Source organism: Porphyromonas endodontalis (genome assembly GCF_052173515.1).
Taxonomy (GTDB): Bacteria; Bacteroidota; Bacteroidia; order Bacteroidales; family Porphyromonadaceae; genus Porphyromonas; species Porphyromonas endodontalis_A.
On the sequence record NZ_JBQMYL010000004.1, the window covers coordinates 153,254 to 174,945 of the forward strand.

At 46.0% G+C, this 21,692-nt stretch carries 14 protein-coding genes; 10 read left to right on the forward strand and 4 right to left on the reverse strand.

The genetic code is table 11. The features are described from left to right. Window positions 1-23: 23 nt before the first annotated feature. The 7 genes from ACTTHR_RS03290 to ACTTHR_RS03320 all read left to right on the forward strand — a co-directional run bounded on the left by ACTTHR_RS03290 (window position 24) and on the right by ACTTHR_RS03320 (window position 11,711). Window positions 24-980 carry an NAD-dependent epimerase/dehydratase family protein gene (locus ACTTHR_RS03290; protein ID WP_004334670.1) on the forward strand — a complete coding sequence of 319 codons (957 nt, stop codon included), beginning with the start codon at window positions 24-26 and terminating at the stop codon, window positions 978-980. A gap of 309 nt (window positions 981-1,289) precedes the next feature. Beyond that, window positions 1,290-1,886, forward strand: a complete 597-nt coding sequence (gene yihA, locus ACTTHR_RS03295) for a ribosome biogenesis GTP-binding protein YihA/YsxC (protein ID WP_424037861.1) — start codon at window positions 1,290-1,292, stop codon at window positions 1,884-1,886. Beyond that, window positions 1,883-2,908: a UDP-glucose 4-epimerase GalE gene (gene galE, locus ACTTHR_RS03300; protein ID WP_442605176.1), complete on the forward strand. Its 1,026-nt coding sequence runs from the start codon at window positions 1,883-1,885 to the stop codon at window positions 2,906-2,908. The genes yihA and galE overlap by 4 nt, the downstream gene beginning before the upstream one ends. A 696-nt stretch (window positions 2,909-3,604) precedes the next feature. Then, complete coding sequence (locus ACTTHR_RS03305; protein ID WP_442605177.1) at window positions 3,605-5,344, forward strand: leucine-rich repeat domain-containing protein; 1,740 nt, start codon at window positions 3,605-3,607, stop codon at window positions 5,342-5,344. Between the two features lie 41 nt (window positions 5,345-5,385). Further along, window positions 5,386-7,698 carry a T9SS type A sorting domain-containing protein gene (locus ACTTHR_RS03310; RefSeq protein WP_442605178.1) on the forward strand — a complete coding sequence of 771 codons (2,313 nt, stop codon included), beginning with the start codon at window positions 5,386-5,388 and terminating at the stop codon, window positions 7,696-7,698. A gap of 118 nt (window positions 7,699-7,816) precedes the next feature. Beyond that, window positions 7,817-10,765 carry a T9SS type A sorting domain-containing protein gene (locus ACTTHR_RS03315; RefSeq protein WP_442605179.1) on the forward strand — a complete coding sequence of 983 codons (2,949 nt, stop codon included), beginning with the start codon at window positions 7,817-7,819 and terminating at the stop codon, window positions 10,763-10,765. 85 nt (window positions 10,766-10,850) lie between these two features. Beyond that, on the forward strand, window positions 10,851-11,711 hold the full coding sequence (locus ACTTHR_RS03320) for an Ig-like domain-containing protein (RefSeq protein ID WP_442605180.1): 861 nt from the start codon (window positions 10,851-10,853) through the stop codon (window positions 11,709-11,711). A 185-nt stretch (window positions 11,712-11,896) separates the two neighbouring features. Here ACTTHR_RS03320 and ACTTHR_RS03325 read toward each other — a convergent pair whose 3' ends face one another. The 4 genes from ACTTHR_RS03325 to ruvB are packed head-to-tail and all read right to left on the reverse strand — an operon-like array spanning window position 11,897 to window position 16,415. Next, the gene (locus ACTTHR_RS03325; RefSeq protein WP_442605181.1) at window positions 11,897-13,366 is read right to left on the reverse strand and encodes a hypothetical protein; all 1,470 of its coding nucleotides are present in this window, start codon (window positions 13,364-13,366) and stop codon (window positions 11,897-11,899) included. Beyond that, window positions 13,366-14,784, reverse strand: coding sequence for an exodeoxyribonuclease VII large subunit (xseA, locus tag ACTTHR_RS03330; protein WP_442605182.1), 1,419 nt, complete (start codon window positions 14,782-14,784; stop codon window positions 13,366-13,368). The genes ACTTHR_RS03325 and xseA overlap by 1 nt, the downstream gene beginning before the upstream one ends. Before the next feature lie 42 nt (window positions 14,785-14,826). Beyond that, on the reverse strand, window positions 14,827-15,321 hold the full coding sequence (locus ACTTHR_RS03335; protein WP_314812793.1) for an Lrp/AsnC family transcriptional regulator: 495 nt from the start codon (window positions 15,319-15,321) through the stop codon (window positions 14,827-14,829). 59 nt (window positions 15,322-15,380) lie between these two features. Next, a complete protein-coding gene (ruvB, locus tag ACTTHR_RS03340; protein ID WP_442605183.1) occupies window positions 15,381-16,415 on the reverse strand; it encodes a Holliday junction branch migration DNA helicase RuvB in 1,035 nt (344 codons plus the stop codon). 134 nt (window positions 16,416-16,549) lie between these two features. On the opposite strand from ruvB, the gene prfB reads away from it, so the two are divergent. The 3 genes from prfB (at window position 16,550) to lysS (ending at window position 21,598) form a co-directional block, all read left to right on the forward strand. Beyond that, window positions 16,550-17,663 (forward strand): peptide chain release factor 2 gene (gene prfB / locus ACTTHR_RS03345; RefSeq protein ID WP_276774368.1). Its coding sequence is split into 2 segments (ribosomal slippage): window positions 16,550-16,612 and window positions 16,614-17,663, totalling 1,113 coding nucleotides; the frame shifts between segments, so codons are not numbered across the junction. Window positions 17,664-17,767: 104 nt separating this feature from the next. After that, on the forward strand, window positions 17,768-19,579 hold the full coding sequence (locus ACTTHR_RS03350) for a DNA topoisomerase 3 (RefSeq protein WP_442605184.1): 1,812 nt from the start codon (window positions 17,768-17,770) through the stop codon (window positions 19,577-19,579). Window positions 19,580-19,843: 264 nt separating this feature from the next. Beyond that, window positions 19,844-21,598, forward strand: a complete 1,755-nt coding sequence (gene lysS / locus ACTTHR_RS03355; protein WP_442605185.1) for a lysine--tRNA ligase — start codon at window positions 19,844-19,846, stop codon at window positions 21,596-21,598. Window positions 21,599-21,692 lie beyond the last annotated feature (94 nt).

Below are 21,692 nucleotides of genomic sequence, written 5' to 3' on the forward strand. Positions count from 1 at the left end.
ATATAGTTAACCATTTAGGAGTAATGAAGAATATACTCATCATCGGCTCAACAGGGCAAATTGGCTCGGAGCTCACTATGAAGTTGAGGGAGACCTACCCCTCCGGAAATGTAATTGCAGGCTATATCCCGGGTGCAGAGCCCAAGGGTGTATTGGCAGAATCCGGTCCTGCCGAAGTGGTGGACATTACCAACGCCCAGCAGATTAGCGAGGTGGTAGATAAGTACCATGTGGATACGATTTACAACCTAGCAGCCCTACTGAGTGCAGTAGCAGAGGCAAAACCTCAACTTGCATGGCATATCGGACTTGGAGGTCTCTTCAATGTACTTGAGATTGCTCGTGAAAAAGGATGTGCCGTATTTACTCCTAGCTCTATCGGAGCTTTTGGTAACGATACCCCCAAAGACAAGACACCCCAAGATACCCTACAACGCCCCAAGACGATGTACGGGGTGACCAAAGTAGCCGGTGAGCTTCTTAGCGACTACTACTTCAAGCGCTTCGGTGTAGACACTCGCTCGGTGCGCTTCCCCGGCCTTATCTCCAACGTCACTCTCCCCGGAGGTGGTACAACAGATTACGCTGTGGATATCTACTATGCTGCGGTAAAAGAGGGTAAGTTTGTCTGCCCCATAAAAGAGGGTACTTACATGGATATGATGTACATGCCCGATGCTCTCCGTGCCGCCATCGAGCTAATGGAAGCCGATCCTACGCGCCTCGTTCATCGCAATTCTTTCAATATTGCCTCTATGAGTTTCGAGCCTAGCCAAATCGCAGCTGCCGTAAAGCGTCAGATCCCGAACTTCGAGATGACCTACGATGTAGACCCTCTCCGCCAAGGCATCGCAGAGTCGTGGCCCAACTCACTTGACGATACTTGCGCTCGCCAAGAGTGGGATTGGAAACCCCAATTCGACATTGACTCAATGAGCGAAGACATGGTACGCATCCTAAAAGCACGCTACAACAAATAATTTCCTGCCCAGAATCAAATAGAATTCTACCTAGATCCTAGCGAAAAACTAACCAGATTCGGATAGAATTCTAGTCAGATTCGGATTCATTATAGGGGAGTACACTCATACATGAGTGAGCTCCCCTTTTTTGTCTCCATAGATGGCTCTCGTTTAATGAGGAGATTAGTTATTCCTACAAAAGCCTCCTGCCTCTCGTAGAGAGAGGGGCAATCAATTAGTAGAAAGAGACTACCTTTGCAGGTGACGTCCTCCCCAAAAAGGAGGCATTTAACTTGTGTCATTCAACAAATACGACTGCTAAAGTTCATGATAATAAAGACTGCCGAATTTGTCAAAAGTAGTGCTCAATTGGATCAATGCCCCGAGAGTAAACTACCGGAATATGCCTTCATCGGACGCTCTAATGTGGGTAAATCTTCCCTTATCAATATGCTTACGGGGCACACAAAGCTGGCAATGACAAGTTCAAAACCAGGCAAAACCCAACTCATCAACCACTTCTTGATCAATAAAGATTGGCATCTTGTAGACCTCCCGGGCTATGGTTATGCCGCTCGCAATAAGGAGCAACGCCTTGCCTTTCGCCGTATGATTGAGGGATATATCTTGGGACGTAAGCAACTTATCAACCTGTTTATACTCGTCGATAGCCGTCTGGAGCCACAAAAAATAGACCTAGAGTTTATCCAGCAGATGGGTGAAGCCGGGGTACCTCTCTCTATTGTCATGACAAAAATTGATAAGCTCTCTCGCCCCAAATTGCAAGAGTCTATAAAGCGATACCAAGAGACATTGTCTGAGGAGTGGGACGAACTCCCCCCCTTCTTTTACACTTCATCAGAAAAAGCGATAGGGAGAGAAGAATTACTACAATACATCGACACTATCAATCATTCACTATGAAAGGAACCATTCTCGTAACGGGAGGAACAGGCTATATTGGCTCCCACACGACGGTAGAACTCATCTCGGCAGGCTACCAGGTAGTAGTAGTAGACAACCTAAACAACTCTCGTCGTGAGGTGCTCGATGGGGTTGAAGCCATCACGGGCAAACGCCCCGAGTTTTATGCAATTGACTGCTGCGACCAAGGGGCCTTGCGCCAAGTCTTTAGGGAGCACCCCATAGATGCCGTTATCCACTTTGCAGCGAGCAAGGCTGTAGGGGAGTCAGTACAAAAACCCCTACTCTACTACCGCAATAATATCCTCTCGCTCATCACCCTGCTGGAGTGCATGCAAGAGTTTGCAACCAAAGCTCTTGTTTTTTCTTCGAGTTGCACGGTGTATGGTCAGCCCGATGTGCTCCCCGTAAGTGAAGATGCCCCTATCCTTCCTGCAACTTCGCCTTATGGAAATACCAAACAGATTAACGAAGAAATTATTCGGGATACCATCCTATCAGGAGCAGATTTTCGAGCTACCTTGCTACGTTACTTTAACCCAATCGGAGCCCATCCCTCAGCTCTTATCGGGGAAGAACCCAACGGAGTTCCTCAAAATCTTATTCCCTATCTAACGCAAACGGCGACAGGCATCCGTGAAGTACTCAGTGTATTTGGCACTGACTATAATACCCCCGATGGTAGTTGCATTCGAGACTACATCAATGTTGTAGACCTGGCAAAAGCCCATATTGCAGCTCTAGAGCGGATGCTACAAGCGAAGGAAGCCCCTCAGCTTGATATGTTCAATATCGGTACCGGTAGAGGGGTAAGTGTAATCGAACTCATAGAAAAATTTGAGACCGCCACAGGCGTAAAGGTTCCTCATCGGTATGTGGATAGGCGAGAAGGCGATATAGAAGCCATTTGGGCAGAAGCTACAAAGTCTAACGAAGTGCTCGGTTGGCACGCAGAGAAAAGCCTAGAAGAAACCCTCCGTTCGGCATGGGATTGGCAATGTGCCCTTGCTAAGCGTGGCTGAAATGCACGCCCACCTACCCATATTGCCCTCTCAATGGTTGCAAAGGGGATAGATAATCACTAGACTCCAAAGGAGCCTATAATCCAAAACCAAAAGAGCTTGCCCACAATACGGGGCAGGCTCTTTTTCTATTTTGTCTCCTGAGACGCTCTACTATTTCTGTTCGTACTCCCTGCCCCCTTCGCCTTATAAGAGGAACTTTTATCCGCTGGAGCCACGAAGCAAGTGTATCTGTTTTTCTCTAATGGAAGACTCTCTTCATCGCTCAAAGGCAGCTTTTTCCCTTAAGAAGCAATTGTTGATCCACTCCAAGAACACCCAAACCCCAAAATATTAAAGAGACTACTGCACGGGAAAGAAGAATAAAAACTGAGGGCATAGTACTTAGTACGAGTCAGCAGTAAAGGTTTTTTCGTCATCTCTCTGTGTAGTAGCCTTTTTGTGTTCTTTTCAGCTCATCACCCCACTGTACGCACAAAATCGTATAATACGTACAGGGAATAGTACGAAATGAAACAACCTTATTATCGAGCAGATAATCCACCCCAAAAAATAGACTTTCGGAGCCCAGAAAAGATTGTCGTTTTGGAAAAAGTATCTATCTTCGCATGTGAGTGGAAATAAAGATAGCGGCAAAAAGCCGCTTGCAAAGACTATATGATATAAAACCGCAATATAAACATTAAAACAGAAAAGATGAAAAGAACTACCCTTATTTCTGTTGCTATTGCTTCAGTAATGTCTGCAGTAGCAACGAATTCTTTTGGGAATACAGTCGTGCCATCGGCTGCCCAAAAAGAAATTAGCACCGGGGACAATGTAACCTACAATGCCACCCGAGGCACAACATTCGATGACTCGTGGAAAAAACCTGACTACTCAAAAAAATTTCAAGTAGGGAAGTTGTTCTACTACGTTATCAGCGAAGCAAATAAGACTGTAGGTGTAGCTCCATATAGTGGGATAGATAATGTCTACCAATACGATATGGTTGTGCCCGAGACTATTACTCATGGCAGTAACACCTATACTGTAGTTGCTATTGGACGTGTTGCTTTTGCAAACATGTTCAATCTAACAAGTGTTAAACTTCCCAGGACAATCCAATACATTGGCCAGAGTGCTTTCTGGGGATCGTCAATTAAAACGATGGAAATTCCCGATGCAACAGAAGAAATTGGCGAAAAGTGCTTCAAAGAAGCCATCAAACTCGGTTCTATCAAACTCGGTAAGGGACTCGAAAAGATCGGAGATGCAGCATTCTCTGGCTGCTGGGATATCAAAGAAATAATTGTAGCAGAAGGGAACAAGGCTTTCTCTAATAGAGATGGCGCCCTATATACGAAGGATGAGACTACAGTTATCAAATATCCATCGTACAGACCCGGTGTAAAGGAGGTTGTCCTCCCTGCGACAGTAACGAAGATCGCTCAAGGGGCTTTTGAGTTTTGTGATTACCTTACAGAAATCACCATGAACGAAGGGCTCAAAGAAATTGAATCGACTGCATTTTATCTCTGTAGGAGTTTAAAATCAATAAAAATCCCTGCCTCTGTAGAAAAAATTGCCGATGGTTCAGTTTTCTGTCTTCTCGAAAGCTGCGAAAAATTTGAAGTAGCTGCCGGTAATACTACCTACGAGCCCCTCATGAACGGCAGACTCCTTGCCAACAAAAAGACTCACACAGCCGTATCTCTCCTTTACACGGACAAGAAGGATCCGATTACTATCCCCGAAGGTATCGAACACATTGGCGACAAGGCAATGCTCGTACTCTACGAAAACAGCCACATGGAAGAGGATTACAGAGGTAAAGGCCCCCGTGAGGTTATCCTCCCCACAACTCTTAAAACCATTGGCACATATGCCTTCAGTGGTAGCAACATCCATTCAATAAAAGTACCCGATGCAGTTGAAACGATTGCAGCAGGAGCGTTCCAAGATTGTAAGCGCCTCAACTATGTAGAGATTGGGAAAGGTTGTAAGAAGATCGGAGACTTCGTATTTTCATCTTGTGATGCCCTCGCCACCAAGGGTAAGGGTATAATACGTGTCTATGCTGAGGTACCTCCCAAGGTATTAGATTCTGAAGGAAAGTCTGTAGACTTTGATGATGATCTTGTTAAGGGAGTGCAGTTGCAAGTGCCAGAAGCAAGTCTCCCTGAATATAAGAAGGCCTCTGCATGGAAGAAAATCCGCCAAATCGTAAAACTAGAAGGTCTGAGTGCCGAAGAAGTAGAGAACGAAAGTCTTCTTTTGATGCCCTCTGCAGGCGTTCTTCGCATCCAAAACCCCGAAGCTAATCAGGTAAACCTCTACTCTCTCAATGGCTATTTGGTATACAGCACTAGCGAAACAGCCTTCAGTGTAGAGTTGTCTACGGGTATCTATTTGGTTTCTTCCAATGGAAAGACCCAGAAGGTTTACATTCCCTAAGTATTGGTTATAGAACATCATTCTCATAATTAACAAAAGCTATGAAATTTAGAATTGCTACGCTTATTTCGTTGCTGGCATTCGTGGGAGCGCTTTTGCCCAACCATGCCAATGCCCAGGAACCGAAACCACAAGTCATCAAGTTTAGAACGCAGGTAAAGCCGAACAGTGATGAGAGAATTAACCTCGTCATGACGCCTATGCCTGGAGAGGGCGGAGTCAAAATTGAAGGTGCTGAACTCATAACCCTACCCGATGGACACAACAAAGCATGGAAGGTAACAAAGAACTGGATTACCATTACAGGTCCTGTCACAGAGTTCGATTGTAACCTATCGGCCATTGACTCTATTACATTCGAAAACCCCGAAATTCTACAACAACTTATCGTAGAAACCAATAAGATGGGTGTACTCAATCTTACTGGGATGAAAGCTCTCACATATCTAGGAGCCTCTGCTACTGATGTGCGCGAGATTGACCTTACGGGGTGCGCCAACTTGAAATGGCTCAAATGTGATGGAAGTAAGCTGATAAAGATTAATCTAACTGCTGCAAAAAATCTCGAAGTTGCCTCACTAACAATGAGTTCGCTCAGTGAAATTGATCTTACAGGCTTGACGAAACTCAAAAATCTCGATCTTAATAACAATGCTATCTCAAAGATCGATATTAAGGATCTTCCAGCTCTGGAGAGTGTTGTGCTTTCGTACAATCCTATTGATGCTGTAAGTTTCTCTAATTGTCCCAAGCTTGACGCAATTTCAATCAAGAACAAGCATCAAAACTCAAGACTTACAAACTTTACAGCTGTTGGACTTCCCGCACTTAGAGAACTAAACCTCTATGGTAACAAGATCTCTACAATCAAGTTAGAAAACCTACCAGCACTCAGCGAGATCAACCTTGAAAATAACAGCCTTACCGCTGTAGATTTCTCCAAGTGTGCCGAGTCTCTTAGCGAAGTTGGCCTAGGGAGCAATAAGTTTACAGGCGAATTTGAATTGAAGGGTCTTGAAAGCCTTTATAAGTTCACAATCGAAAACAACAAGCTAACCTCTTTCAAGGTTACCGGTTGTCCTGCCTTGTCAACTCTTGGTGTTCAGAAGAATGAGCTAACTTCACTGGACCTCACTGATTGTACCGGTGATCTTGAAAGCATTTATGCAAGTGAGAATAAACTTACTTCTATCAAACTTACTGGCACTCACAAATACCTCTTCCTCAACGACAACCAACTTTCTTCTATTGACCTCTCTGCTTGTAAAGATCTAGAAAGCATTGAGTTGGGCAATAATAAGCTCACCGCTTTGGATCTAACAGGTCTTAATAAACTTTCTGAAGTCAATGTTTATAAAAACAACATTCAGGGAGAGAACATGAGGAAGCTTGTTGCGTCTCTAGCCGATAAGAAAGAATCGTATAGTGCGGGGTCTCTTTACGCAGTAGAGACTCGTTCTCCTGAAGAACAAAACCTCTGTACTGCAGACGATGTAAAGGCTGCTATGGAGAAAAACTGGAACATCCTTGACCACCGTACCTGGGCTAAGTATCCGGGAGCTATACTTCGTACAATAAAGTGTCGTACAGAAGGTAATGGAGGTTCTATCAAACTCAACAACCAAGATGCTGCTTCTATACAAGCCTATACAGACACTAGAGTGGATGTAACAATTACTCCTGATGCCGGATATGGGCTAAAGACGCTCAAATTTACCCCTTCTGAAGAAGGTGCTGCCCCCGAAGATCTCTTCGCAAACTCAACTTTCTGGGTATCTAAAGACGGAGAAGTAGTTGCTTCATTTACCAATGAAATCTGCAAGGTAACACTGAAACGTGATGGTCATGGGGTCCTAAAGCTCAGAGGTGAAAGACTCAATCAGGATCTTGAGAGACTTCCTAAAGGCTTGAAGGTTGAAGTTATCGCTACCATTGACCCCAATGAAACGGATGGAGAAAGAGAACTCCAATCTTTGAAGGCAAATGGGAAGAACATTAAGGGAACCAAAGAATTTGTCCTCAATGAAGATACAGAAGTAGAAGCAACATTTGTGTGGCTCCTCGACACTAAGGATCCCTATGAAGGAGAAACTTGGACAAGCAATTTCACCAAAGAGATAGTTAGAGACGATGTAAACGTTGTACTCTTCCCCAACCCTGCAAGAGCAGAAGTCTTTGTTGAAGGCGCTTCTAAGGAAGCTACTATCGATCTATATACATTAGACGGAGTACGCGTTCTCTCTTCTGTAGCAGATCTCTCTGGTAGAGCATCTCTCAATGTAGACGGACTCACAGAAGGTATCTATGTTGTGTTGGTAGGCAATGTTTCTAAACGTCTCATTGTTCGTCACTAAGCATAGTTTTAAATAGTCTTTATGAGGGAGGAGCTACCTTGTCATACAGAGAATGACATGGCTTCTCCCTCTATTCTGTGAAGAATTAAGACATCTATATAGATTACAACAGATCAAAATGAAAATCAATTGTAAAAAGGCTGTACTGCTTGCGCTAGCAGCTCCTCTAATCGGAGCACAAGCTTATCAAGCCTATGCACAGGAATCCTTTGGAGGATTGCCCCCCAGCTTTACAGCACCCAAGTCTGAGCTTCGAGGAGCTGAGGCCATCAACATTGTGCGAGTAGCCCCCGACTTTAATGCACAAGACCTGAAAACCTTGAACGAATGGAACAAGAACTCCATTCACTTTAAACCTCTACGCGTGGGGCAAGTTGTAGAGACCTCTATCGACTTTGCCAAGGAGGCTAAACGCACCACTCTAGAATCTGGAAAAGAGATTTATCGCCTAGCCATCTCATCCCCAGGAGCTAAAGCACTCTCTATTACCTACAAGGACTTCTTTATTCCAAATGACGGAGGGAAACTTTTCATATACAACACCAACAAAAGTGCCCTTCTTGGAGCTTACACCAACGAGACACACCCCAAACACGGCGTCTTCTCTACAGAGCCTCTCAAGGGTAATGAAGTGATCCTTGAATACGTACCGGGGAGAAGGAATGAGATGCCCTCTCTATTGATTGATGGTATAGGTCATATTGTTTACTCTCATGTAGGTCTGGGATCTCTCACAAAGAAGTTCTTCGACCCCGGAGAAGATAATAGCGACCCTCTTTGCCAGATTGGTGTCAATTGTAAGCAAGGGGCAGAATGGCAAACCGAGAAGACAGGGGTGGTACAGATCGTTATGTACGAAACCGAAGATGGTAAGGTATCTTTGGGTTGTTGCTCAGGGAACCTTCTTAATAACACCAACCTCGACTTTGCGCCCTACATCCTTACGGCAGCACACTGTATCACCGGAGATAATGACAAGCCTCTAACCTCGCAAGCGGATCTCGACAAGTGGGTTTTCAGATTCAACTATGAAAAGCCAACTTGCAGCAATGGAGCAGAAGCCTTGAGCCGAGGTAAGTCTGTAATCGGCTGTACGGTAAAGAGCTATCTTCCTATTATCGAAGGGAAGGGTGTAGCCAAGAGCGATGGTATGCTTCTACTTGCCAATAGTAAGGTTCCCAAGAACTATAGGGTTTACTACAACGGCTGGGATCGTGTTACAGCACGCCCCAAAGGACGAATTGTAGGAATCCACCACCCTTCTGGAGACGCTAAAAAGATCTCTATTTCTGACAAACCCTTGGAGATTAGCACATGGGACGTTTTCGGATCTGAGGGCGGAAAGGGAGACCACTTCCTAGTAACCTTCACCGAAGGGGATACAGAAGGAGGATCATCAGGCTCTTCAATTTTTGATGAGAATCACTTAGTCGTAGGGACTCTCACGGGAGGACGCTCTAAGTGTGGTGACTACCCCAACTATTATGGACGTCTCAGCCGCCACTGGGATAACTATAAGGATCCCAGCAATCCTCTATCCTCAATGGATATCTACCTTGACCCTAAAACACAAGGTGAAGCAGAGAAACTAGAAGGGACTTGGAGAGAAAACTTGAAACCCCTTGAAGGGATTAGTGGTTTGACTATCAGACTAACAGACAACGAAAAGATACAAGTTTCTTGGAAGGGTGTAGATAAAAAGAACCTACCCTCAGAATGGAAGTTGCAGTATCGTGTGTATAGAAATGGAGTATTGGTAAAGGAGCTCGGAGAGACAGACGAACTTTCCTTTACAGAAACTCGCACCGAAGCCCTCAATGGATCTAATCGAGAAGGAGGGGTTGTATATGGTGTACAAGTTCGCTACAACTACAACGGTCTTACCATCCCCGATGATGGATTTAATAATGGCAAAGCCTACACGTATGGAGATTCCGATATCGCCGAACGCGGTCTATATCTAGGGAAACTCATCGAAACCGTGCCTGTAGAAGTAAGCGCAAATGGCTCTAATGGTGTTAACTTGACTTGGAAAGCTCCCTCTTATCTACAAGAGATCTCCCTCTTCGGTTATCCCAAAAACATGCAACTAGGCACATATGCACGCCCCAAGTGCGAAATGAAAGGTCGCTGGAACACTCCTGATAGATATAGATTGGTACAACGTATGCCCAGCGACAAGTTTGTGGGAGAAAAAGCTCCTTGCATCTATGCCGTACGACTCATCCCCGATACAAAAGCAAAAGGGAAATATAGCATCTGTATTCGCAATGGTGTTGAGTATAACAAAATAAAGGACACTAATGTTGGTAAGCTATACGAGCAGGTATTCGATGTACCCGATACATGGAAAGAAGGCGAATGGCTAACGGTAACTCTTGATAAGCCCTTCCAATTCGACCCCATGCAGGATCTTTTTGTAGGTTGTGGATCTCCCAACGATGATGCTCCCATCGGGATTGCTTACGTAAAGGATAGCGATAACGAAATTCGTCGCTACCTAGACGCATTCCTCCTCGTTAATGGGATGCAGCACCCTGTTCCTGAAGATTATTATAGGGGTTCTACACCTCCCGAAGCATATCATGCAATCCGTGTTGTTTTCGCTTCCTCGCCTGATGTTGAAAAGAAAGAAGATTTCGAATGCTTTGCAAAAGCGGTATCTCCGGTAACCTTCCCCGTTGTAAAGGAATATAAGGTATTGAAGAATGGTGTGGAAGTTGCCAAAGGACTAAAGGCTATGACCTACCAAGATGCAACAGGTTCTACCAGCGACAAGTACGAAGTGAAGGTATCTTACGAAACAGAGCTTGCAACGGAAGGAATCGACACAAACACTCCGGAAGTATTCCCAACACAACTTGGATCAAACTCTACGCTTTATCTAAAGAATGCACAAGAGGTTGCCCAACTAAGTGTGTACAGTATGGATGGAGCTCGCCTCGTTCAGATTAGTAATCCTCAAGAGAGTGTAGATCTTTCTCAGCTAAGCGAAGGTGTATTTATTGTGGTACTAGAAACTGCAAATCAACGTATCTCTCAACGTATCACTGTACTCAAGAAGTAATATCCTATGACAGAGAAGAGGTTAGTACAGCACCTCCGCTGTACTTCCTTTTCTCCTCTAAAAAGAACCCAAAACAAAAAAACATATGAATAGAAACAAATTTGCCATTATGGCACTTGCCATCTTTACTTTGATGGTATCCGCATGCGGTCCCAAGACCCCTGAAGTTAAGCTAACCGTTTCTCCAGCCTCTCTAAAAATTAAAGTCGGAGAAGTAGCAACTCTTAAGACAACCATTACCCCAGAGAATACCGCTGTTACCTTTAACTCTACCGATAACAAGATCGCTACTGTAAACGAAAAGGGTGAGGTAAAAGGTGAAGCAGAAGGCAATGCATACATTGTTGTAAAGGCAGGAAACCAAACTAAGAGAATTCCGGTACTTGTTTACAAACCTGAGACTGACTACTCTGCTCGCATGATTGGGAACAAGGATAATGCGCTAGCTCCTCCTTTCTACATCCCCAAACGAGATCTCATGAAAGAACTCTTTGAAGATATAAAGGCTGCCAACGAACCCTTTGGATGGATATATGCCAATCCCTATATGAAAGAGAAGGATCCCGAAAAAGTCGGATACTATTTTGCTCCTATCTCTAATGGACAAATCCTTAAGGACCGCTATATCCGAGCTATTCGATACAACTTCATTGATAAAACCCAAGTACACATAGAACTTCGCATCAACTTCGAAGATGAGCAGAATCCTTTTGCTACAGAATCTGGAAAGGAGAAAATAAAAAACATCGCTGATGCATATGGCTTTACAGGAAATGGATCGTTTGCCAACCAAGGAGGAAAGATAGGATATACCTATACAGCCTACAATACTAAGTTGGGATTGGATGAGCAGTTATCCATTATCTTATACACACAACCTGACAACAATGGGTTATATCAGCTTTTTGCACATATCGTGTATCACTACCATCAGGATCATGATTGATCCCCATTTAGGAGAAGGCTGCAGTTAGATCTCATAGATATTTGAGTATAACGTAATCCCCCTCCCCTTTGGAGCATCTTCTCGCCTAGAGAAGTGCTCTAAAAAGAGGTCTCGGTTTAAAAGGTTATTACAACCTTCTAAATCGAGACCTTTTCGTTTCCGTAAGAAGTCTTTCCCCCTCCTATCTACTTTCGCTTTTCCGTAGAGGGTTCATAAGCTCCTATGGTAGGTTGTGTAGCTCTTGTGCGCCCTTGTATATCTGTAGACAGGTCACTTTTTACCCCCTTCTGTACCCATGGAGCATCTGCCCAAGGCTGGAAGAAATAGACAAAATCCATCTTATCTTTTTTCCGGTCCCGCCCTGCATGCACATAAACCTCATCTGCAGCTTGCTTGGCTTCTATACAATCAAAGTAGGCAACGCCGTTATTTTGTGGGAGGGCAGTACGCAAATAGCAATGGTCGAACGTAGTTCGCTCTCTTACCTTCTCGGCGAGTTCAATCTCTCCCCCCACAGGCTCCCTTCCTGCTATACGTATCACACTACGTGCCCCATCCACTAGCGTATTAGTTGCTTTGAAAGAGGTCTGCTCTGCTCCACCACCCTCTGGTAGATTATATACCAAGGTACTTCCCTCTCTTTTGTCCCAAGCATAGTAATTCACCAAACTACAATGCAACAATTCCGTTACACCTCCCGTAACCAAAAGAGAGGTAGATAGTGTATTTGAAAGCTCGCAATTGTACAAACGAACACGTGCTCTATCAAGGGCAAGAGCACGCCCTTTCATATTCGTTATAATCAGCCCCTCGGCATAAAGAGTTTCTTCTCCACTTGCGGAGTGTGCAGCATCACAAATAATCCCATCTCTACCATTTCGGATGGTTGTATAGAGTAGTTTATTCCCCTTTGTAGCACGAGCTAAACGCACAAAGTCCCACTGCCCGGGCACGAGACGATAGTTTATAGAAGGGATTAAATAGTCACGTCTCAACCCCTCTATGAGTACTCTCTCCGTCGGAGTACCATTGGCGCATAAAGTGCCATAGATGCTAATATGGGCCTTGTCGCCCAATAGTAAGTGTACGCCTGCCTCCAAGGTAAGGGTTACTCCCTCATCCACCACTAAACTATCACGGATATAAAGCGGCCTTTGAGCAGTTATCACAGAGTCTCTTTGAACCTGAAGCACATCGTATTGATCAAGATTATGGCACCAACTTTCTATCCGCAGTGCTTGTTGTTTCCCATTGAAGCGGAATAAGATCGAGTCCGTAATCAATTGAGGCAAATCATCAATCACCCTCTGCAGAGTAGCCTCTACAAAAATGTGAATACTATCTCCTGCAGGTAGTGTCACCCCCTCAAAACGCTGTCCGGACCGTCCATCTACATTTATTCTGAAGCCTCGCTCCACTCCATGGAGTAACCTTATCTCATCTATTTTGAGAGCCTTGTTTCCTTTGTTGTAAACCAATAGCGTACGCGTAGAAGAGGGTTGCTCAGAGTATAAAGTATCCAAACGCAAGGTGTCTTGAGAGAACGAAATGCGCGCATTCGGGTCTGATGTAAAATGGTCAAATTGGTCACGGCAGCCCGTCAATGCAAGAGCTAAGAAGAGCAAAAGGAGACCTATAGAAGCAATATATTTCATCACAAAGAGATTGATTTTTCAGGGTCATTGGATCCGGAGGAGGGGGATTCCACAGAAGAAACCTGCGCTCCCACACGTCCCTCGTAAAAGAAGATTTCGAGGGTATCGCCCCTCGTTAGTTGCTGAGAAGAGAGGATACTCTTATCCGCTTTTCGTACAATAGAATACCCTCGCTTGAGTGTTTGACGAGGACTAAGAAGCTGCACCAACCTTGCCAAATGCTCAAGAGATTCTTTCTTCTTCTCTAGGATGAGGGGAAGTACGCGCTGTAGGTGCTGTTGCTCTTGCTCTAATACGCTTTGGTAGCTGAGCAACAACTTGGGCATTGTGGCTTTGAGTACATAGCTGCAGTGCTCAATACGCTGTCTCTCTTGGGCTAGCAGCATGAGAGCAGCGCGTTGCAAAGTAGCTTCTTGGCGTTGCAACTTAAAAAACTCCTGTTGAGTAGATTCTTTTATAGCTATAGGGAGGTGATGCACAAGGCGCTGCAACAGTACCAAATGGTAGTCCTGCATCAGTACAACGGATCGCTGCAATCGCTCAGAGAGTTTTCTCAGAAGGGTCCACTCTCTCTCTCTACTATTGAGGAGGAACTCGGCGACAGCAGTGGGGGTCTTTAGGGAATGGTGAGCTACCCTATCGGCAACACTTGTATCACGCTCGTGCCCTATCCCCACGATAATAGGTAAGGGATAGCGAGCGATTGAGGCGCAAAGCTCATAGCTATCAAAAGCCATCAAATCAATTTCTGCCCCTCCTCCTCGTATAAGTACCACACAATCATACGCTATCCCACTCTGTACAATGTCTCGGAGAGCCGAAAGAATGGAAGTGGTTGTTCCCTCTCCTTGCATCAGAGCGGGATAAAGTCGGAGAAGGAAAGGCCACTGTTCTCTCGTAGCTTGTATATGACTATAGAAATCGCCCCACCCAGCTGCCGAAGCCGAAGAGATAACGGCAATATGCCGCAAAGGGCGACCTAAGGATAGGGACTTCTGGCAATCAAGCAACCCCTCGCGTCGTAATCGCTCTAGCGTCTCTCTACGCTTTCTTGCCATATCCCCCAACGTAAAAGTGGGGTCTAGGTCATAAACATCAAGGTAGAGACCAAACTGCTCATGGAAGTGGACGCCCACCAAAAGCTGCACCTGCAATCCGTTCGTAAGAGTCTGACCCGTTGCAGATTCAAACTTTGTAAGCAAAGAGCCTACGGAAGCACGCCACATCACAGCACGAGATCGGGCTAAGATCTGCCCTTCTCTCTCGCCCTTCTCAAGAAGTTCAAAGTAAAAGTGCCCCCCCTGAGGGGGAGCCTTGATCCCACTAGTCTCAGCAGTAACCCAAAATCGGCCTCCAAAGTTTTGTTCAAAAGCACGACGGATACTGCTATTCAACTCGTGAAGGGAAAAGACCTTCATAGGGATCGGTTTTGGTATCCCCTCTACCGAGGGAATAAGCTATTACTCCGCGTTATAGGAAGCATACGAATCCGTAGTATCCTCTTCCGGGATAGGCATATTACGCACAAAACCTTCTGCAAGAGAGATCAATGTCTCTGTAGACGAAACTCCCGCAATAGACTGAATGCGATTACTCAATATATGCATCAAGTGCGAGTTGTCTACAGCATATAGCTTGATCAGCATCGAGTAAGGTCCTGTGGTGTAATGGCATTCCACTACTTCGGGTATTGCTTCTATCTGAGGCAACACTTCACGGTACAAGGCAGCACGCTCTAGGCGCACCCCAATATAGGTACAAGTGGTATAACCGAGGTCCTTAGGATTCACGCGATATCCGGAGCCGGTAATTACCCCTCGCTCCACCATGCGCTGTACATGTTGGTGAATAGCTGCGCGAGATACTCCACATCGCTCTGCTACATCACGAAACGGAATGCGAGCATTATCCGAAATAATGGCAAGAATGCGACGATCTAACTTATCTATCTTCATATGTTTATATTGGTTTATAGTTTCTTACTGTATCTATTCTCTCCCCCCTTAAGGGAGACTTAATCTGTAAAAAGGGAGTTGCTATATGGAGGTAGGATGGTACGACCCAAATGCTCATAAGCATGAGCTGTAGCTTCTCGCCCTCTGGGAGTACGTTTGATAAAACCCTCCTTTATCAAAAAAGGTTCATAAACCTCCTCTATAGTGCCTACATCTTCGCTCATAGCCGTAGCAATGGTAGATACTCCCACAGGGCCTCCCCCAAACTTATCTATGATGGTCGTCAATAGTTTGTGGTCTATATTATCCAAACCACAACTATCGATATTGAGAGCCTCCAATGAAAAGACGGCAATCTCGGAGTCAATAGTACCATTTCCCCTCACTTGGGCAAAGTCGCGCACCCGACGCAGTAGGGCATTGGCGATACGTGGCGTCCCTCTACTCCTACGCGCAATCTCAGCGGCAGCCTCTTCGCTACACGCAACCCCTAAAATGCCTGCCGACCGGAGTACAATACCTGCAATCATCTTGGTGTCGTAGTACTCGAGGTGTAGATTTATACCAAAACGCGCTCGCAAGGGAGCTGTAAGCAAACCACTACGCGTTGTTGCGCCTACCAGAGTAAAGGGGTTGAGGTCTATCTGAATAGAACGAGCACCGGGACCCTTATCAATCATTATGTCAATGCGATAGTCCTCCATTGCCGAATAGAGATACTCCTCTACAATCGGACTTAGTCGGTGAATTTCGTCAATGAATAGGACATCACGAGGCTCCAACGAGGTAAGCAATCCTGCCAAATCTCCCGGTTTATCGAGTACAGGGCCGGATGTTATTTTAATGCCAACACCCAACTCTGCTGCGATGATATTGGAGAGCGTGGTCTTACCCAAGCCTGGGGGGCCATGCAACAAGACGTGGTCGAGACTATCGCCACGCATAGCTGCAGCCTGCACAAATACGGAGAGATTCTCCACCACCGTATCCTGTCCTCTGAAAGAACGGAAACTAATCGGGCGAAGAGCCTCCTCTATCTGTTCGTCGGTAACGGGGCGACAACTCTCTTCTCGTATATCAAATATATCTTCCATACACGCCACAAAGTTACTCTTTTTGCTCCCATCACAGACATTTTCTACCCATCAGTTGTACATCATGTCAAGATAAGTATGCCCCCTTGAGAAATGAATCAGTACCTTTGCAGGAGTTTTTAATGATATAGAAGATGATTACAATAGACCAACTGAATAATCTGTTGGAGCGCAAGGAAGCGCTGAGGGGGTATCTTTGACGTCGATAATAGACGTATCCAACTAGAGGAAGAAGAACTTATCACACAAGCTCCCGACTTTTGGGAAGACAATAAAAGAGCCGAGGCGCAAATGCGAAAGGTCAAGGAGATTCGTCGCTGGATAGAAGCCTACGAATCTGTAGAATCTGCCGTAGAAGAGGTGAAGTTGAGCTTCGATTTCTACAAAGAAGGGGTTGCCGAAGAAGAGGAGGTAGACCAAGCCTACCAAGTAGCCCTCTCTCTGATTGAGAATGTAGAGCTCCGCAACATGCTCCGAAGAGAAGAAGATCGCCTAGGGGCAGTACTCAAGGTCAATGCAGGAGCCGGAGGTACCGAAAGCCAAGATTGGGCTTCGATGCTCGTCCGCTTATACCAGCGTTGGGCAGAAAACCACGACTACAAAGTAACCATCACCAACTGGCAAGATGGAGACGAAGCGGGCATCAAAACGGTAACGATGCAGATTGAGGGCGACCTAGCCTACGGATTCCTCAAAAGCGAAAATGGGGTACATCGCCTCGTGCGTGTCTCTCCCTACAACGCCCAAGGGAAGCGAATGACTTCGTTTGCCTCCGTTTTCGTCGTGCCCCTTGTCGACGATAGTATAGAGATTGCAGTCAACCCTGCCAACCTATCATGGGATACTTTCCGCTCAAGTGGAGCCGGGGGGCAAAACGTGAACAAGGTAGAGACCGGTGTACGCTTGCATTACCAATTCAAAGACCCCGACACGGGAGAAGAGCGAGAGATCGTTATCGAGAATACCGAGAGTAGGTCTCAGCTAGATAATAGAGAGAATGCACTCCGCCTACTCCGCTCTCAACTCTACGACATAGAGCTAGAGAAGAGGCGAGCTGCGCAAGCAGAAGTGGAGGCCGGTAAGAAGAAAATTGAATGGGGTTCGCAGATCCGAAGCTATGTATTCGACGATCGGCGCGTAAAAGACCATCGTACCAACTTCCAGACCTCCAATGTAAATGCTGTAATGGATGGCGACATCGATGATTTTATCAAGGCCTATTTAATGGAATTTGGTGGCGAGAAATAATTTCCTTTTAGGGCAGAAACACAACATGTTTCCACCTAGAAACAGAAGAGGTTTCTGCCCAGAAAGGAAATAAAAATCACCCGGAGAGAGGAACTGATCTATCTATGATTGTTTGTATTGCCGAGAAACCTTCCGTAGCTCGCGAGATTGCTCGTATATTGGGGGCTAATCACCCTCAAAATGGGTTTATTGAGGGCAATGGCTATTGTGTTACGTGGACTCTTGGGCACCTCTGCACCCTAAAGGAGCCCAACGACTACCTCCCTCTCTGGAAGCGATGGAGCCTCGGCGACCTCCCTCTCATCCCTCAACGCTTTGGCATTAAACTAATTGAAAACGAGGACTATAAACGTCAATTCGAAATTATTCGTCAGCTTGTAGAAAAAGCTGATGAGGTGATCAATTGTGGTGATGCCGGGCAAGAGGGGGAGCTTATACAGCAATGGGTGCTCACCAAAGCTCTTTGCAAATGTCCTATTCGCAGGCTATGGGTATCCAGCCTTACAGACGAGGCAATCCGAGAGGGTTTTGCCCAGCTTCGCACCAACGAAGAGATGAAAAGCCTTTACGAGGCAGGCCTCGCAAGAGCTATTGGCGACTGGCTCCTCGGGATCAATGCAACACGCCTCTACACCATGCGTTTCCCACAACCCGGGAGGGTTCTCTCTGTTGGGCGAGTGCAAACACCCACCCTGGCTCTCATTGTGGAGCGAGGACGACAAATTGAGCACTTTGTACCCACCACTACTTTTGAGTTGCAGACAACCTATAAAGAGACTCTATTCCGGCAGACGGCAGAGAGTTTCTCCACCAAAGAGGAGGTAGAAGCTCTTATTGAAAGCATCCGTTCCGCTCCACTCACCATCAAAAAGATAACCAAGCAGCAAGGGAAAGAACTTCCCCCGAGGCTCTTCGACCTTACGAGCCTACAAGTAGAGGCTAACAAACGTTTTGGCATGACTGCAGAAGCTACTCTACAGACTATCCAAAGCCTATATGAGAAGAAACTTACGACCTACCCACGTGTAGATACCACCTACCTATCTGAGGATATTTACCCCAAAGTACCAGCCATCCTCAAGGGGTTACGCCCTTACGAGCATCTTGTTACCCCTATTCTTTCCTCAGGGAAGCCGCCCAAGAAAAGCAAAAAGGTATTCGACAACAAAAAGGTAACCGATCATCACGCTATCATTCCTACGGGAGTACCCCTCCCTTCCGGACTTACGCTGAATGAAAATCGAATCTACGACCTTATCGCCCTACGCTTTATTGCCGCATTCTATCCCGATGCCAAAACGGCTACAACCACGGTTCTTGCAGAGGTAGAAGGGATAGAACTAAAAGCGACCGGAAAAGAGATTTTGGATCCGGGTTGGCGTGTCGTTCTCTCTTCTCAAAAGGGGAAGGAGGATACGACAAACCCTGGAAATAAAGAGGAACAAGGGGAGACCCAAGAGGGAAAAGAGAGCCTCTTACCCGCCTTTGTAGAGGGAGAATCCGGCCCCCACGAACCTTCTATCCGAGAGCGCACAACAGAGCCTCCTAAGTATTATACCGAGGCTACGTTGCTACGAGCCATGGAAACGGCAGGGAAGCAAGTCGAAGACGAAACGTTGAGAGAGGCTCTTAAGCAGAATGGCATTGGGCGCCCCTCCACCCGAGCTTCCATTATTGAGACCCTCTTCAAGCGCAACTATATCCGTAGAGAAAAGTCTTCGTTGCGTGCCACCGAGACGGGGATTCAATTAATTGATACAATACAAGACCCACTGCTAAAAAGCGCAGAACTAACGGGATTGTGGGAGTACAAACTCCGACAAATCGAAAGTGGCGAATACACAGCATCAGACTTTTTGACGGAACTCAAACAACAGGTCTCCGACTTGGTGCAAAGTGTCCGCCGCTACCACTAATACCTTTGGAAATATCTTTTTCAGCAAGCCAACACTACGTTGTTGCTTCCTTTCTGAGCAAATCTCAGCTATAAGCGAATAAGTTTCGTATCTTTGTAGTGACGTATGTTGGCAAAAAGGCTCGCACTACTACTCCTTAAGAGGGATCGTGTCTCTCGGTTGTAAGTTATGAAGAAAGGATATCGAGCAATGCTAGTGTCATACACACTTTCACCAACATCGTCAGTCAATAAATAGTTACCGATATAAACGAGAGATATAGAGATGGACCTCAGCATGCTCGAACTTAGCGACCAAGAAATAGCACGTCGCACTAGTCTGAATGAATTACGCTCCTTAGGCATTAACCCCTATCCTGCGGCAGAATATCAAGTCACGGCCTACGCACAAGAGATCATCAATTCGTATCCGGAGGGGAATGAAGAACGAGAGGCTCTCTTGAGAGAGCAACGGGTACGCCTTGCCGGACGTATCATGGGACGTCGCATTATGGGCAAAGCATCTTTTGTGGAGCTTGCCGATAGCACCGGACGCATTCAAATCTATATCACACGAGATAGTCTAGCCGATGGCGAGAATACCGATCTCTACAATATCGTATTCAAGAAGTGCCTAGATATTGGGGACTTTATCGGCATAGAGGGCTACGTCTTTAAGACGCAAACGGGTGAAGTCTCTGTACATGCTTTGAGCCTTACGGTACTGAGCAAGTCATTACGTCCTCTCCCTATTGTAAAGGAGAAGGATGGTAAGGTGTTTGACGGATTTACCGATCCCGAGCAGCGTTATCGCCGCCGTTATGTAGACCTCTTGGTCAATGACGGAGTGCGAGACATCTTCCTAAAGCGCAACAAAATCTTCACGTCCATGCGCAATTTCTTCAACGAGCATGGCTACCTAGAGGTTGAGACTCCTATATTGCAATCGATACCGGGAGGTGCAGCAGCACGCCCCTTTATTACGCATCACAATGCGCTTGACATTCCCCTTTACTTACGTATTGCCAACGAACTATACCTAAAGCGGCTCATCGTAGGAGGCTTCGAAGGGGTGTACGAATTCAGCAAAGACTTCCGAAATGAAGGGATGGATCGTACCCACAATCCCGAGTTTACCGCCATGGAGATCTATGTAGCCTATAAGGATTACAACTGGCTCATGGACTTTACAGAGACCATGTTGTCTCGTATCGCTCAGGAGGTACTAGGCACCACTGAGGTAAAAGTAGGAGACCACGAGATCAGTTTCCGTCCCCCATTCAAGCGGATTCCTATCCTAGAGGCCATAAAGGAACATACCGGCATTGACATCAGCGGTATGGACGAAGATCAGTTGCGAGGGGTTTGCAAACAGCTCGGTATTGAGACAACTCCCAGTATGGGAAAAGGCAAGCTCATCGACGAGATTTTTGGGGAGAAGTGCGAAGGAAAGTACATCCAACCCACCTTCATTACGGACTATCCCAAGGAAATGTCCCCTCTCACCAAGGAGCACCGAACCAATCCCGAACTCACAGAGCGTTTTGAATTGATGGTCAATGGTAAAGAGCTTGCCAATGCATATAGCGAATTGAACGACCCCATTGATCAGCGCAAACGCTTCGAAGACCAATTGGCTCTATCCGAGAAAGGGGACGACGAGGCCATGTTTATAGACCAAGACTTCCTCCGTGCTCTTGAGTACGGGATGCCTCCTACGGCAGGACTGGGGATTGGTATGGATCGCCTTGTGATGCTCTTAACGGGGCAAGAAAGCATCCAAGAAGTGCTCTTCTTCCCCCAAATGAAGCCGGAGGCTGTGGTAAAGCGAGACAAACCGGCTGCCTACATTGCCCTAGGCATTGACAAAGATTTTGTCCCCATCTTGCAGAAAGCAGGTTACCTTACCGTAGAATCCCTACATGCAGAAGAGAAGCCTGGGCGTATCATGCAGGCTATGATGGACATAAACAAGAAATACAAACTCGGGATGGACATGCCTTCTCTTGAGGAGGTGACAACATGGACACAGAGTAAATAATAACGAAGGCATTGGAGGATGCTAGGGAGATTAAAGGCAATCTTCCAAATCGATAGGACACCCGAAGTTGGTGGAATACTGATAAGATAATCGA

Excerpts from the sequence above, each read along its gene's own strand:
- ACTTHR_RS03290 (WP_004334670.1), top strand. The coding sequence starts at position 24 with ATGAAGAATATACTCATCATCGGCTCAACAGGGCAAATTGGCTCGGAG.
- yihA (WP_424037861.1), top strand. The coding sequence starts at position 1,290 with ATGATAATAAAGACTGCCGAATTTGTCAAAAGTAGTGCTCAATTGGAT.
- galE (WP_442605176.1), top strand. The coding sequence starts at position 1,883 with ATGAAAGGAACCATTCTCGTAACGGGAGGAACAGGCTATATTGGCTCC.
- ACTTHR_RS03305 (WP_442605177.1), top strand. The coding sequence starts at position 3,605 with ATGAAAAGAACTACCCTTATTTCTGTTGCTATTGCTTCAGTAATGTCT.
- ACTTHR_RS03310 (WP_442605178.1), top strand. The coding sequence starts at position 5,386 with ATGAAATTTAGAATTGCTACGCTTATTTCGTTGCTGGCATTCGTGGGA.
- ACTTHR_RS03315 (WP_442605179.1), top strand. The coding sequence starts at position 7,817 with ATGAAAATCAATTGTAAAAAGGCTGTACTGCTTGCGCTAGCAGCTCCT.
- ACTTHR_RS03320 (WP_442605180.1), top strand. The coding sequence starts at position 10,851 with ATGAATAGAAACAAATTTGCCATTATGGCACTTGCCATCTTTACTTTG.
- ACTTHR_RS03325 (WP_442605181.1), bottom strand. The coding sequence starts at position 13,366 with ATGAAATATATTGCTTCTATAGGTCTCCTTTTGCTCTTCTTAGCTCTT.
- xseA (WP_442605182.1), bottom strand. The coding sequence starts at position 14,784 with ATGAAGGTCTTTTCCCTTCACGAGTTGAATAGCAGTATCCGTCGTGCT.
- ACTTHR_RS03335 (WP_314812793.1), bottom strand. The coding sequence starts at position 15,321 with ATGAAGATAGATAAGTTAGATCGTCGCATTCTTGCCATTATTTCGGAT.
- ruvB (WP_442605183.1), bottom strand. The coding sequence starts at position 16,415 with ATGGAAGATATATTTGATATACGAGAAGAGAGTTGTCGCCCCGTTACC.
- ACTTHR_RS03350 (WP_442605184.1), top strand. The coding sequence starts at position 17,768 with ATGATTGTTTGTATTGCCGAGAAACCTTCCGTAGCTCGCGAGATTGCT.
- lysS (WP_442605185.1), top strand. The coding sequence starts at position 19,844 with ATGGACCTCAGCATGCTCGAACTTAGCGACCAAGAAATAGCACGTCGC.